Raw genomic sequence first — 14,598 nt, forward strand, 5'->3', positions numbered from 1 at the left:
TGATGTCAGAACGAGGGTCTTCTATCTTGCTGATAAAATTAAAAATACTCATTATTAGGATCGCTTTTTTATGGAAGAGAGAGATCTTAACGTTTTAATGAGAGAAATGCCTATAAAAAGTCATATTTTGATTTTTATTTAACTAAAATAACCTTATTAAAAATGTGAGATCTCACCCTGTCCATGCCAGCCAGTTGTTCATACGGATAGATAGGGAAATTTAAATGACGCCCTACAATAAACTCGTGGTTACCGCTGTGTTCCAGCTGGTCTTCAGTAATCATCGCCAACTTAATTTCTCCGGTATGGGGATAGGTTAGGACAAAGTCAAATACCGTACCAGGCAGTACTGACATTGCACTTTTTACATCATCAGATTGCTTCGTAATATCCTGTTCTTTAGTCAGAATATTGGTGTAATGGCATCAATAAGAGAGGGTGTTATTATGTATTATGTCGGAATAGATGTTAGCAAAAAATAAACTGGATATTTGCTTGTTATATGATGGAGTTAAAGGTAAATGCAAAACAAAATCCCTTTAGAACAATGAACATTCAACCTGTATGTTAATAGAGTGGTTAGCTAAGCATATTCCTGCCTTGCAGCAAGCAAATATTGTTATGGAAGCCACTGGAGTCTACATGAAGGTTGGCTTATGACCGTTATGAAGGCTCTCCTATGGCATAGGGACGCGTTATTAGGGGATATCCAGCGTAAGCGTAACCGATATGAGAAAAGCGGCTCAACTCGTACCCAAATCCATAAAGGCAATGATGCATCACATGAAAAAGGAATTAGCCGAGCTTGAGGTTCTTATTGCCGAGCATATAAACCACCATCCTGATTTAAAAAAGGATTTTGAGCTTTTAACATCAATAAAGGGGAGGTTCTCAGATTGATCTTAACATGCTGGTTATCTTACGTACGAATATCTTTACTCGTGCAACTCAATTAGCTGCATATCTTGATGTTATTCCTATTGCAAAGCAGTCAGGCACATTGGTGCATGGCCGAATGCGCTTATCTAAAACGGGTCCTGCTGAAATCCGTGCTAAGTTGTTTATGTCTGCACTAACTGCAATTCTTTTTAACCCCCACATAAATGATTTATATAATATATTGATTAATAAAGAAAAAATTTTACTTTAGGAGCTACGATGCGTAAGTGAGTTCATTTGTGCTATGGAGTACTAAATACGCAGCAATCATATGATGAAAACTATGCTATCAAAACTTGACAATCAAGACGGTAGCTTATTAGTCGAATCCATTATCACGGATACTCTTTACACCTGTCACTCACACTACACTGACTAACGATCCAAATAGCCTACCCTCATCACAGATACAGCATGGACGGGGAAAACAGAGAGGATTAGAGTTTCATAAACACTATTTGTAGACGCTCTTGGTCCTGTTTCTGTACCAAGGAATAAAAAGATTTAGCGTTCCGCCCCAGAAAACACCGTCAAGCACACCATTGCTAAAGCCAAAAAACAGATTGAAATGTAACGAATGCAACAACGCAGGGTGAATGCTTAACATGGCCGTAATAATAAACTTAACGATAAATGTGATAACAATCAGCATCAGCGTTAACGAAGTGCCAGGACGGATGATTAAATCACTGTCTGCTTTTTCACGTAATCTTGGCTGAGAACGCCATAAACCCCATCCCATTACAATCCCGACGAGTAAACCTGCTATCATCGTTATCAAGGCTAAATCTGAGAATGTGGTTTCGTAAATGACGCTATATACTCCCCAGACCAGGAATACTATTGGTAGTAAAAAAAGGCGATCAATTCGCATTTCACGATCATACAAGGCACTGATCCCGCGCCGGATGAGAAAAGCAAAAAGAATCCAGACCCATATTGGGGTATCTTTAATAATGGTGGCCAGTGACATGTTATTCTCCTTTCATATTTTGCGAGTTAAGAAGACTACACTATAGAAATAGTTTTTTGCTTATTCCTGTAATGATTTCTCATCACGCCCGGTACGTACTTAGACACAATTATGGCAATCATAATAAATCCTAAAGAAACCAAATGCAGATAGATCGCCCAACTGAAGTAATAGTTTATCACACCATTAATAACAAAGACGTTCATCCAGACAAGTGCTATATATTTGTTTATTTCATAAAAGGGAAAATGTTGACGCTTTTCTCCCGATAATGATTGCCCGGCATACTTCATGGCGAACAGTTTTTTAACTATCAAGCTACCTAACGCGATAACAGCCAGCATCGCGTAACAAAAACTGGCGGGATAATGAGAAAGTAAAGTCAGCCAGTTAAAGTAATAATTGAGAAAAATAAAGAAAAAATTAAATAAATTACAGATAGTTATCGGTTCTCCCTGCAAAATGAGGCTACGGTTGACTATCACAATAAATACCAACAACAAGCACAAGCAGACAAACTTTGTTTGCACACTCAATGCGGTATGCATGACATAGGAATATAGGCCCCAATGGATGAAAGACAGAACGACCTTCAACAGATTATTCATAGTGACACCTGAGAGAATGAGAAATTACCGTTAACGTAACGCTCTCCATTGTCAGCATTGATAAAAAAGACTCCTGATACGTGATCACCAGCGATAACCGACACGACATAATCGCGATTAGGCGTTACAGGCTTAAGGAACTTTATCTTATGTAACTCAATAATCTCAGCAGATTTCGCACTCTCGACCATTGAAAAGGCAAGATCGATGAGTAATGAGCCGGGACAAACCGGCCTACCGGGAAAGTGCTCCTGAAAAAGGGAGTGGTGGGAATTCAAGCGAAAACCATTAATCTGCTTGGTGATCTGCCAAGTTTGCCATAAAGAAGAAATGGAACCTTCAGCAAGTACATTGGAAGATAAATCGGGTAATTCCACCTCATTGATAATAATACTAGCCTGCGCAATCACCTTTTCCTGAGATTCAACAGAGTAAACACGGCAATTGACACGAAAAGCATTGTAGACAAGCTCAAGCTCACCCTGAATATTCATTTGATTACAGCACAATGCCACCTTGCAAATGAAGGATTCAACCATCGCTGGTAAAAAGCGCTGCGCTCCTCCACAGGGAAAACACGAAGTAACGTAGCGAACTGCAAACTGGTTCAGAGCCTCCAGTAGCAGGCTGACAGCCGTATGCTGCTGATAAAAATGCCAAGTTGATAGTGTCGCGGTACTGGTCGCCATTGCCCGATCTGCGTCAAAACGCAGTGGCGAGCATATCGCAAGAAAATGTGTTTCCATCATCCGTCCTCATAACCAATGTTTTGGAATTGCTTTGTATTTTTCGCGTAATTCACTAGAGCTCATACCAAATGAATGCGCGTTAAAGCGTAACCGGTAGTGGCTCAGCAGGATGGGAACACGACAGACAAAAAAAGCCAACACAGCGATATCAGGATGAACCTGTTGCTGACTGAGTACGCAGCCAATCAAATAATCAACATTGGGATTTAATCCATAGTGAGCGGTAATGGCATCGGCAAGAGCTTTGAAAGGGGCAAATGTGTTACCATACTGTGCAAAGAAAGTATCAACTCGCGTATCACGCAACATGACCGGGTGACCAAATCCCGGATAGGGTTTGGTCACACAATAGCCACGCAGTGCGCTATCAATATCACCTCTGTTAAGATGAGAACGTAAAGAGCTGAGAACTTCCATCACGCGCTGACATGCTCCCAAATGCGACGGCCCGGCAGCGCACAATGCACCCACTAATGCATAACTGAGCCTATTTTTGGTGCTAGCGATAAATCTTATGGTCGCGGTGGTTGGCGTAACGATACCGAATCCCCCCAGTAAAAGTGACATTATAAAACTGGCATCGTCGACATTCACAAAGCCCTTACTAGTGTCACCAGTAAGAGTGGTAAAAAACCACTGACTGAAGGCCCTGCAATCATTAATACGCGGGAGCTGACTAGTGTCATCTTTACGTCGTGACAGGTCGATTAACCACGGCAGAAGCAGAATAATCATCAAATCAGCCTGTTCATCCGTAACTGGTGACGCTGCGAAATCGTGCAGATCGTTATCTACATCGATCTGCATTAGTAACACCATAAAGCGTTGTAAGGGAGAAAGGTTACTATTCTGGCAAAGCGATTGGTGTGTTTGCCGGATTCTTACAACACAATCATTATTGTGCAATGCTGCACTGGTATCAGCTACCAAACGATCCATCTCGTCCAGCCCTAGCTCACTTCCGCTTAAGGCAAACCAAGCATTTCGTAAATAGTGCCCACTGGCCGCCAATGTTAAAATATCCGTCTCTCTGATAAACAGCGTGTTATTATCAATATCGTAGTAATCCACTTTTTCATTTTCCATGATGCTCTCCTCTCTGTGGCGTAAACTGGTAAAAGCGCAGGTTGAGGTTTTCGCGCTCTTTATTGTCAAGCTGATAGCTGCTAAAACCTTCCGGGCTGGTGAATTGCACGTTATAAAGAAAGTTAGGTGTTCGCTCGATTACATTCACCGTCTCTGTGGCAGTGTTGAGAATAGCGGAATAGATATTTTCTTTGTTAAGAACGGACGCCGAAATAACGATTAGATCAATGCCGCTATAATCAAAATTCTCTCCTAGCGTCGTAACAAATTTGGCCCGGTCAGCAGGGATGCCTTTCTGGTGGTGCCAGTGCTCAAAAACACCCCGTGCAGAATCAATGGCATCACCATCAAAATCAATCGCAGTGATTTGTGCGTTGGTATATTTCATCCACATCAGAACCGAAACCGGCATAGGGCCGCAACCCACATGACAGATATGTCTGGGATCATGTTCAAGTAGTTTTCGTTCAGCAAAATAGAGTGAGCGATACAATTCGACAAAAGTGTTTTTACTCTCATATGCAGCAAAAATATCACGCTCTGCCAGCAACATCTCACTGCGCATCAGATTGGCAATGGTCGTTTCATATTTTTTCTCATAGGCAATAATCTTACTGTCAAAACGCGAAAGCAACGCCGTCTGTTGCTGACAGAATTCACGATGTAATCTGGGATTGTCGTAACTGATAGCACGTATGCTATCGCGTATCTCTTTTATCTGACAGTAAAAATCCAGCGATAAACCCTGTTGGTTTTCAAATTGATAATCTATCGCCTGATTGATCCTCGCTATTATCACACTAAACATCATGCTACTCCCGATTATCTATCAATAACATATGCTTTCCTCTCGGTGATAAAGAGAAGTCTCTCTCATCGGACTTAATAAGACTGATAGTGCCTCGCTGTTTGCTATAAACTTCATATAATTCGGGTATCTGCCGGACTTGTTCTTGCAGGCACTTCAAATTATCGTTATTCAGCTGCTCAGAACAAATACGCACGACTAGGTGCTCCCGGACATCCGCATCAGAGGACAGCACGATCTGAATTAACGCGTCAGGTAACTGGTTTTCAATAAAATTAGCAAGTTTTTTATGACTGATGATATTCCCCATAAAGTTGAATTCACCCAAGTTACGCTCTATGTCGGTCAAATAGAGTGTATTATCCTGATTAACGATATTAACATTATCACCGGTGGGATAGCGGATGACACGGAACGATGCTCCGGGATCAAGCGACGTGACTAACAGTCCCAATTGGTCATCATATTCAAAAAAGAAGTCTTCCAGAAATAACTCATAATGGCTGTGTCGATCGGTAGATATACCGAGAAAACCACATTCTGATAATCCATACAGACCAATAATGGTTATCTCTGCACCGAGGATACTGCGCAGGTATTTTTCATGACTTTCCCGCAAAGACTCGCCTGTAAAAACTATTTTACTGATGGGCAAGTAAATTTCCTGACGAATCATCGACTCTATGAATTGAATAATCGTCGCAGGGACACCAAATAAGACTGTCAGACCGGCTTCCGCGAGGAAGTGATAATGGCATTGATACAAAAGCGCAATGTCTCCAATTGGTATAATGCTCGCATGACAATATTTGGCAATTTCACAGGCCGAGTGATGAAGCGACGAAAAAAGATTAATAGTAAACAAATTTCCAATCACATCCTTTTCAGTAAAAATACGCTTTTCTTTCAGACGACGAATAAAGTTGCGCTCACTGGTGGAAATGCTGCCACCTCCAGTTTTCAATGTCGTGCGCACAACCTTCATGGCTCCTGTGGTACCGCTAGTGGCTCCTATCAACATTGGAAAGGCATCCGACATCGCTGAATTTAACATTGTGTTCATTGCGACAGGCGGATAAATCCTTTTACTGATGGGCACAACCTGCCGGAACTCCTGATAATCAAATGCGCGGTATCCCGTTATTACAACCAGCCGTTCACGCTCGCGAAGGTAAAATAGCTCACTATCATAGTTAATCATGTTAGCCTTTCCTTTTTATCAGAACCTCACAGCCTAGAGCCGCTATGCCGGTACCTAGCAGGACATCGTATTCAATATCCGATGTCTGACAGGAGATCAATAACTCATTAATTTGTTCCACGGTGTATTTCTCTTCGGTGGACATATTAGCGATACCACATTTTGCGCGCTCCTCATTAAATAACCTGAGTGCTTTTTCTTCTGCATTCGCTAATGGCTCATGAATGATAATTACTCCTCCCTGGTCGAGTACACGGTAGAGTTCCTGTAAACCCTTTTTCGGCTCAGCCCAATGGTGAATAACCGATCGAGCATAAATCAGTGAGAATGTTCGGTCCTCGTACGGTAATGCACTCACGTTGCCTTCACGTACACTAACCTTTTGCTGTACAGAATGTAGCGCAATTTTTTGCTGGCAAAAATTGATCATACGGGCGTCAATATCAATACCGTTAAAATGGTAGTTATCTAGTTCATGGCACTCTCTCAATTCAAAGAGCATATGTCCGGTCCCCATGCCTGCATCTAACAATTGTTTTTTCACCGAGGTAACCTTTTTAACTTCATCAAGAATTCGTTGTTTCAAATAAGCATTCCATCGTGACGTTCCTTCAATTGCAAAATTCTCATAATGTTCAGGGGAAATATCGACAAGTAAATTTTTCATTTTCCTGTTCCTTTAGTGTTGTAGGTTAAGGAGTGAAATAAAAAACTAAGAAGATTGAGATTAATATACAGCCTATTAACGCTATTTCCAGATAAGATTATTTTATGCATGTTTACCAACGCTATTATTCATGACCAGCGAAATGACACCGAAAATAAAGGTGATGTAAGTCATAAAAATGAGGCGCATATGGTACGTTAACGCATTTTTCTGGATAATATGAACATCACTCTCACCGGCCTTAAATAAAAAGCAAGGTTACTGATGTTACTCATGTTCTATTCCAATACCTATCTGACAGTATTTTCAGCCGTTTCCACATTAGCACCTAAACTCATTATCGTTACCTCAATCGTCGGCTCACTCCTCAAATAGTCAAAAAGGTAAATGAAGATATTCATATTCGCATTCATGAAAACCTTGATCATATTATGTTTCCGAGGTGGATTTTATCTTTCCGGTTTTTGTTGTCGGGATCGCGGATACTACCTTGACTGTAAATTGATAACGGTGCCAAGAATCTGACAATAAAGTTCTTATGTTGCTACTCATATCTTTTCCTGCTGAAGACTCGATATTAATATTAATCACTTCATTATGACCTTTGCTGAAGTAGTGACGGAAGTAACCTAATTCCTGTATTATTTGATTGGATATCGCCTGCACCGGAACAAATTTACCACCAACTTTAAATTCGTTCACAGCGCGCGATAGCCAATAATAACAATTATCGCTATCTTTCTCGAAGAGGTCGCCGGAATTCATCCAGTTATTGCCGGGCATTAGCGTTAACTGATTATCGACATAGCCGTCAGCTGCATAGGGCGTTTGATAGAACATCTAGCTAGACGCTGTTGAGTCCTCACTATTTTTTCTTAGCTGGATTTTAATGCGATCCGACATGACAAAACCCGGTGCAACCACACTATTACGGCTTCGTTTTTCAATATCATTAACGGTTTCAAGGCGCTGACAAAATAGTCTCGGTCCTGATTCTGTCTGCCCAAAGTTATTCCACAGAACATCACAACAAGTAAGCATCTGCGATGCTTGGATATTAAGCAGACGGTCCGACGCATTCAGAATCGTATTTAATCGCACACGACTGGCAACTAACACTTTACTGAGTGGAATCATCCAATCTCCGATCAACGGGAGAGTGTTAATACCGTAATAGCTGATGATCTCACTGACGCTGCTTAACTGATATTGTTCAAATACGAGGCCCCCCTGAGAAATGAGTGAGCTCAGCATAGTCGACAGACCATACATATATTGCACGGGGAAAAAGCATAATGTATTGTCTCTAGCCGATAAATTCAGGTAGAGGCTGACCTGATGTGCGTTGGCCGTCAGCCGGATTTCCTGATATTGTACCAGCTTCGGCTTACTAGTCGTCCCTGAAGTCATGAAATAAAAGTAAGCATATGGAAAGGGAGTAAATTCACTGATAGTGATGGGGCTGACAGGAAAAGGGCCGTTACCATCGAATATTAACCCGATCCTTTTGCCATCGGGTAGCTCTACCTGATACGCATGACTCATCACATACGCAGCGATATATTCTTCTTTTATCAGCATCTTTACGATTGCGATATCACTAATGTTAATGATTAAAGCTTTCAATTTAAGAGTTGAAGCAATAAAGTAGCAGAGCATCCCTTCCATGTTATTTCTGATGAGAAAAACAAACAGTGCCTGACTATTCGTCTTGTGACTTGTGCAATGACCCACAATTTGTGCTACTCCGTTCCGCGTCATCTCTGCTACGTTTTCAGGATGATAACGTTGATTTTTAACGTTTACGTACCAGCTACCTTGTAATAACGAATCAATAGTCAACATATGAATACCCCATCAGTACTGTCAGGATTGCCTAACACCAAACTTGCTGCACTACCTCCCATTCCGAAGGAGTTCTTCAAGGCATAATGCAATGGACAGTAAGTGTGTTGTTTCACCAACGATATGTTTTCAGGTAGAAGAGGATCAGGTTCATCAAGATTAAGAATCCCCGGTAGAAAACCATGCTGGAACGCAACAATAACCGTAAGTATCTCCATCGCACCCGCTGCCGCGATCAAGTGGCCGTGATTCGATTTAGTAGCAATGACCGCAGGCTGATGTTCACCAAACACTCGGGTGATAGCCCGTGATTCATGAATATCGTTCTGCACGGTTGATGTCCCGTGAGCACTAACGAAGTCGATACAGTTTTTTGCGATACCGGCATTTTCTAGTGCTCGTTCCATTGATAGTCTCATTTCGAGGTCGTCATGGTGTGGTACAACGATGTTTTCAGCACATAGTGAACCACCATACCCCAGCAGTAGCGCCAGCGGCGTTCCTTTACGTGCCCGGACTGCTGACTCTTTCTCAATTACAAAAAGTACTCCGCCCTCAGCCAGCACGAAGCCACTCCGATTACGATCAAACGGACGCGAGCGTTGCTCTACGGTATAGCGTTTATCGGTGGTAATCACCCCCATCCCTTCCAGCCGCGCTAGATTAACCGGAGTAACTTTAGCAGAGACGCCGCCTGCAATAACCGCCTGTACCTGCCCGCTATGAATAGCACGCATCGCCAACCCGACGCTTTGCGTTGAGGCAGAACACAAGCCGAGATGGGCAAAACTGACCCCAGAGTACGGTATAATATTGTGAATGGACTTGAGTACAGCTCCGCTGTCTAGATCTAGTAGATCGCTGATTTTAAAATGTTCAACTGCCATTTTAACTAAATATTCTCTGTTAACACTGTGAGGCAGTTTCTGCGTAAAAGCAATGCACTGTTCAACATCAATAGCGGGTTCATCCGCACCAATAATACAACCTATCTCGTCAGGTAAATAATAAGTCGAGAGGGTTAATCGACTGGCAAGCTCCGTAGCTGCTTTTTCCACATAAAAAAGTTCACCGTTACGGAACCGATTTTTTTTGGGCCAACTAATGAAGCGATTACCCTCACGTGGAATGCCAGCATACGGAGAATTCAATGCATGATGATCGAATTTCTCAATAGTCTTAATGCCACTAATATTATTCTTCAAATGATAATAGATCTCTTCCAGTGTGTTTCCTAACGGCGTAACCGCACCATATGCGCTAATACACAAAGGATCATGATGAGAGCCTTTTTTCATTCTTAAGCACCCCTTACTTTTTAATCAGAAGTACGCACCCCAAACCATAATTTATCCCTGCGCCGTTAAATAATACACGGGTACCTGTAAGGATGGTTTGATCATTTAGACAACATAAAATATCTAGAATATTATTTAATTTCCCTGTATATCCGGTGATAACTTTATAGTTAATAATCTTCGCGGTGGGAAAAACGCGTTCAATGGCGTCATATTCAGCCGTCTTTTGCGCCGTAATACCGTTGTCATAACTAATGATGATATCAGGTGAGCCATGTTGTCTTTTTTGCTCAGCAAAAAGTTCCAGCCAGTCTTCCTGAGTATATTTTGCTTTCGGCACATAATGAATATTAACGGATACAAGCTCAGCCAAAGCATCATGCTCATTATGATCCAAATGAAGAATGGCTCCCCCCCAAGTGGGAACAATACCAGACTCTGACGTGCCATTTTCACGGATTTCCCCAAACTTGCTGAACATCGTAAGACTATCAAAACTTAACATATTAGCGCTGCTGATAATCAAGACACCTTGGTCAGTATTATGGTGAACGATATCTGAGTGTGCCATCTCTAACGCATTCATTCCGCTTAACGACGCGGTACGCAACGGAATACCTTCCTCATGATTCAGTAATATTTTAGAAATATGATACAACGGGTTGGTTGGCAGAAGGCGTAGCATTTCCAGAGGGTTGCTTAACTTGTTAAAATCCGAAAGGTTTTCCCAAAAACAACCCACATCCTTGTGAGCAATTTCCCTAAAGGTGTCAAAACTGTGTTCTTCACTGTCACAGGCAGAATAGAGCACAGAGTTTGAAAATGGCACAAGACTAGTTTTATGGCGTAAATCAACTAGTGCATTAATCGAAATTTTTGAAATTGTATTTAAAACTGCACGATCTTCCCGTTTGACTATCTCGAGGTCAACAATATCGATCTTAGGGATAGTATAGTGTTCAACGGGAACATTAATCGCGAGTGGTCGAGTAGCTACCAAGTCAAACAATGCACTACTATCCTTAGCATATTTGTGATAAACGCCAAAATTTTTAATGTAAGCTTTTCTCATATTTATTTCTCAGAGTGAATGAAACTGGCTAATTTTGCGTTGATATAAGAAAGCGTAAAATAATTATATAACTCTTTAAACTCAATTTCTGGATTACTGATTTTATCTTTACCTGAATAAATTAACTGCTCGTTCAGGCGAACCAACCCGACAGGAGTCCATTGTTTATCCTGAAAAGAGTAGTTTTCCTCAAACGTTGCCATTTTATTGATTGGCCATAAATCGTTAGGGTCAATATCAACATTGAATTTTTTCTTTAACTCGAAAGAGAAATCGATAAAGTCAATGGATGTCATGCCGTAATCTAAAAACAATGATTTTTCAACATCGATGTCGGTGCTGTCATTAATATACATGACATCTTTGAACAATTTTTTGATCTCAGGAATATACATATCAGATAAACCTCTCTCCGTTTCCTAATATTAATGTAGTGCCTGTGGTGATGATTCTATTATTAATAAAAGCATTGATGGTGTTGACTATATCCTCTGGGATAAGCATTTTCCTCATCGGAATATTCTTCTCAATATCCCGCAGAGTGACACCTTTCTCTCTGCAATATTCATCCAGCATTCGCGTTTTGATATAACCGGGACTCAAGCACAGAGTACGCATGTTAAACCTGGCCATTTCCAGTGCCATACTGGACATATAGCGCTCCATCGCCATTTTAGTCGCACCATACAGATTATTACCGATACTGACCTTCTGCGATGCAACGGAACTGATATAAATTAACTTTGTTTCTGCTTCTTTATAAGGTTTCATATTTTTTGCAATGGTATTGAAAATCAGCGTGGCAGAAAGAAAATTGAGCCATGACGTCTTTTTTACCGTGTTGTCATCTAGTTCATCACACAAAACGGTGGGATTAATACCAGCACAATAAATCGTAACATTTATATGAATTCCCTCAAGATTTTGACAAAACTTTATGACACTTTCTTCACACGTCAAATCAAGCTGTATCGCTTTTACCTGATTACCATATTTGTTTATTAACTCTTCAGCTCTGCTATCCCCTTGCCACCAAGTAAACGTGACATTATATTGCTGCACAATGAGATCGTCGATAATACTCATTCCCACTTCTGAAGTGCCAGCCAATATTAATGCAAAACGTTTTTTTTCTGACCGCATTATTTGCAAAGTGTTCTCGTTATCTTTCATTATTGTTTCCTTTTTCGAATATACCCTCTAGACTCAACCCCGTAGATCCAGACTCGTTTACACTTTTAGGCTGGTGATATGATATTCATGTAGCAAATGATATCTTGGCGCACTTAGGGATACCTTTTGTTGTATTGCTTATAGAACAGTGTCAAGTTCATCTTCACTGATAAGCTAGACATTTCAGAGATGTTGAAATAGTCTTTTTTATAATCAGGAAGAGATATTTTATTACTAGAGTCATGTCTGCACTTACTGCTATAGAACATCTCAATGTAATCAAAAATATCACTTCTGGCTTCTTCCAGCATTGAGTAAACTTTTCGCTTAATACAATTCCGTCTCAGCAACAGGAAAAATTTCTCAGTAACCACACTATCATGGCAGTTACCACGTCCACTCGTGCTACTTTCCAGTTTTAGAGTTTATTGTCAAATTTCAGATCGAATTTGTCCATAATGAATTCCTTAAACCTTAGTGAGTTTATTTTGGTAATCACGCCAACTTTTGATCAGCTATAATAAATAATCAGACTTAAAGCGACTACGAAATCTGTTTCACAACTAACAGTTCTTTAAAGAAAAATTACTTTCAAAAAAAACACGCTACCGCCAATTTATATGCGTGAATGCAATATAAATATAACACTTATCACAAGTTTATTTTTCTACCTTTGAATTAAATCAAAGTCAAACTCAAATAAATATGAAATATTTTTTTTGAGATAAAGATCAAAAAAACTCAAATAAGTGAATATTATTTAATGTTAATTACGAATTCTATTATTTTTTTTCCATAAAAACATGCTACATCAGTAAATTAATTTTATTTTCTCCATGCTAGTAATAAATAAAGAAATATCTTCTCGAAAAAAATAAACAATTTAACATTTTACGCTAAACAACTTACTATAACACTTATATTTTTTTGTTTTTATTGACTCAATAACTTTTCATAATTATGATACACCCACTCTTTTTATTCTCTGTTATTTCTGTAGGAAGATGAATTTAAAAACATTTTTACTTTCTCAAGCAACTGCCACACATACTGATAGCAATGATTTCGTGTCACCGTCTCATGCAAGGATTGCCACAGGCGCTCAATTTCATTCAGCCAGGGAAAATAAACAGGTAAAAACAATAGGTTAAATTTGAGATGACTGATCAACCTACTTTTATGAATACTGTAATTATCCAAAATCAATGCTAGGGTTTCAGAATGACAATATTGGTAATCAAGTTCTTTCAATATATTGATAAATAATCGAAAATTATTATTTAACCCGCCAACATAAGTCATTTTTCCCGTTTGAACATTCGGGCAACCTGCAAAGTAATATTTTTGGTTTTTTCCTAGCATTGCCATACATTTCTGTTGCCCTTTTAAATACCAGTCAGCGCCGATTTTTGGATTCAGCTCAATGTCGACTTCATCTTCATAAAAAACGGGATGTTTTTCCGAACATGTTGATAACGCTTCGGTAATTTTAGCCATTTTTTCATGGTATTCGGAGTCGGGTAATTTAAGAGTCGGGGCTGCCCTTCGTCAAACGATACCCATTTTATGTAAGTAACGATAGAAGGTACTGATGAATAATTTTATATTTAATAATGCATTGATTTTAATTATAAAAAACTCAAGACTTAAACGAGAACGCAAGTAACCTAATTGCTGGGGGGAATATTGCAATAAAAAAGATAGTATAAGGATAAAGTGGGATTAAATTCCAGACGGCGTGTCTGCCCACAGGGAGACTTTTCAAGCTTTCCAGACCATATAACAGCGATTGACAGAAGAACGAACGGCACAAAGGGTTTTTCGACCTGCGAGACAGACTCTCCTCGATGTAGTATCAACATGGCTATAAGTCCGCATGCATAAGCTTTATCTCGGACGCTCTGGATAATTTTTTATCTGGCGTCGTTCATTGTGGGGTATCAGTGCCATGATAGGCATAACTCAGTCCGTTTAGTGGTTTGGGATTTTTTGCAATTGATCAGATCGCAAAAATTGGACTGAGCTCCTTCTAAGTGATCTACTATTTTGAAATAATGAAATGGACAGTGCGCTGGGCAAAGCTGTCCTGTTTCTTGCGGGTGAAAGTCCCGTCGTAGAAGATAAACCAGACCACTACTTAGCGAGTCTTGCATTTCCGGCGGTAACAAAGGAGATGAAG

At 40.1% G+C, this 14,598-nt stretch carries 16 protein-coding genes and 2 pseudogenes; 2 read left to right on the plus strand and 16 right to left on the minus strand.

Translation table 11 applies throughout. The features are described from left to right. Window positions 1–134 precede the first annotated feature (134 nt). Window positions 135–356, minus strand: coding sequence for a hypothetical protein (locus AACQ83_RS21980; RefSeq protein WP_112879628.1), 222 nt, complete (start codon window positions 354–356; stop codon window positions 135–137). Window positions 357–656: 300 nt separating this feature from the next. Between AACQ83_RS21980 and AACQ83_RS21985 the strand changes: the two genes are divergently transcribed. Both AACQ83_RS21985 and AACQ83_RS21990 read left to right on the plus strand, forming a co-directional pair. Beyond that, entirely contained in the window at window positions 657–809 is a 153-nt protein-coding gene (locus tag AACQ83_RS21985; protein ID WP_240000891.1) for a hypothetical protein, read from the plus strand. 98 nt (window positions 810–907) lie between these two features. Continuing rightward, the gene (locus AACQ83_RS21990) at window positions 908–1,150 is read left to right on the plus strand and encodes an IS110 family transposase (RefSeq protein ID WP_240000892.1); all 243 of its coding nucleotides are present in this window, start codon (window positions 908–910) and stop codon (window positions 1,148–1,150) included. Window positions 1,151–1,393: 243 nt separating this feature from the next. Here AACQ83_RS21990 and AACQ83_RS21995 read toward each other — a convergent pair whose 3' ends face one another. From AACQ83_RS21995 to AACQ83_RS22060, 15 genes and pseudogenes are all read right to left on the minus strand, one after another. After that, a complete protein-coding gene (locus tag AACQ83_RS21995) occupies window positions 1,394–1,912 on the minus strand; it encodes a DUF6622 family protein (RefSeq protein ID WP_112879629.1) in 519 nt (172 codons plus the stop codon). A 35-nt stretch (window positions 1,913–1,947) separates the two neighbouring features. After that, the gene (locus AACQ83_RS22000; protein WP_112879630.1) at window positions 1,948–2,520 is read right to left on the minus strand and encodes a hypothetical protein; all 573 of its coding nucleotides are present in this window, start codon (window positions 2,518–2,520) and stop codon (window positions 1,948–1,950) included. Beyond that, window positions 2,517–3,269: a hypothetical protein gene (locus tag AACQ83_RS22005; RefSeq protein WP_112879631.1), complete on the minus strand. Its 753-nt coding sequence runs from the start codon at window positions 3,267–3,269 to the stop codon at window positions 2,517–2,519. The genes AACQ83_RS22000 and AACQ83_RS22005 overlap by 4 nt, the downstream gene beginning before the upstream one ends. A 6-nt stretch (window positions 3,270–3,275) precedes the next feature. After that, a complete protein-coding gene (locus AACQ83_RS22010; RefSeq protein ID WP_112879632.1) occupies window positions 3,276–4,355 on the minus strand; it encodes a citrate/2-methylcitrate synthase in 1,080 nt (359 codons plus the stop codon). Continuing rightward, window positions 4,345–5,163, minus strand: coding sequence for a hypothetical protein (locus tag AACQ83_RS22015; RefSeq protein ID WP_146747931.1), 819 nt, complete (start codon window positions 5,161–5,163; stop codon window positions 4,345–4,347). The genes AACQ83_RS22010 and AACQ83_RS22015 overlap by 11 nt, the downstream gene beginning before the upstream one ends. A 4-nt stretch (window positions 5,164–5,167) precedes the next feature. Continuing rightward, window positions 5,168–6,364: an AMP-binding protein gene (locus AACQ83_RS22020; protein WP_112879634.1), complete on the minus strand. Its 1,197-nt coding sequence runs from the start codon at window positions 6,362–6,364 to the stop codon at window positions 5,168–5,170. 1 nt (window position 6,365) lies between these two features. After that, window positions 6,366–7,031, minus strand: coding sequence for a class I SAM-dependent methyltransferase (locus AACQ83_RS22025; RefSeq protein ID WP_112879635.1), 666 nt, complete (start codon window positions 7,029–7,031; stop codon window positions 6,366–6,368). A gap of 429 nt (window positions 7,032–7,460) precedes the next feature. Then, complete coding sequence (locus AACQ83_RS22030) at window positions 7,461–7,871, minus strand: hypothetical protein (protein ID WP_112879636.1); 411 nt, start codon at window positions 7,869–7,871, stop codon at window positions 7,461–7,463. Beyond that, on the minus strand, window positions 7,872–8,876 hold the full coding sequence (locus AACQ83_RS22035) for an AMP-binding protein (protein ID WP_112879637.1): 1,005 nt from the start codon (window positions 8,874–8,876) through the stop codon (window positions 7,872–7,874). It lies immediately after the preceding gene. After that, window positions 8,870–10,174 carry a beta-ketoacyl-[acyl-carrier-protein] synthase family protein gene (locus AACQ83_RS22040; protein ID WP_112879638.1) on the minus strand — a complete coding sequence of 435 codons (1,305 nt, stop codon included), beginning with the start codon at window positions 10,172–10,174 and terminating at the stop codon, window positions 8,870–8,872. The genes AACQ83_RS22035 and AACQ83_RS22040 overlap by 7 nt, the downstream gene beginning before the upstream one ends. Window positions 10,175–10,187: 13 nt before the next feature. Then, the gene (locus AACQ83_RS22045) at window positions 10,188–11,246 is read right to left on the minus strand and encodes a hypothetical protein (RefSeq protein WP_112879639.1); all 1,059 of its coding nucleotides are present in this window, start codon (window positions 11,244–11,246) and stop codon (window positions 10,188–10,190) included. A gap of 2 nt (window positions 11,247–11,248) precedes the next feature. Further along, window positions 11,249–11,641 carry an acyl carrier protein gene (locus AACQ83_RS22050; protein WP_112879640.1) on the minus strand — a complete coding sequence of 131 codons (393 nt, stop codon included), beginning with the start codon at window positions 11,639–11,641 and terminating at the stop codon, window positions 11,249–11,251. 1 nt (window position 11,642) lies between these two features. Then, on the minus strand, window positions 11,643–12,419 hold the full coding sequence (locus AACQ83_RS22055; protein ID WP_112879641.1) for an SDR family oxidoreductase: 777 nt from the start codon (window positions 12,417–12,419) through the stop codon (window positions 11,643–11,645). Between the two features lie 197 nt (window positions 12,420–12,616). After that, window positions 12,617–12,835: pseudogene (locus AACQ83_RS24780) on the minus strand (IS3 family transposase); the annotation flags it as partial. Between the two features lie 562 nt (window positions 12,836–13,397). Continuing rightward, a pseudogene (locus AACQ83_RS22060) lies at window positions 13,398–14,378 on the minus strand (IS630 family transposase). Between the last annotated feature and the right edge of the window lie 220 nt (window positions 14,379–14,598).

Origin of the sequence: Photorhabdus sp. S10-54 (assembly GCF_963878145.1) — a bacterium.
GTDB lineage: Bacteria > Pseudomonadota > Gammaproteobacteria > Enterobacterales > Enterobacteriaceae > Photorhabdus > Photorhabdus kayaii.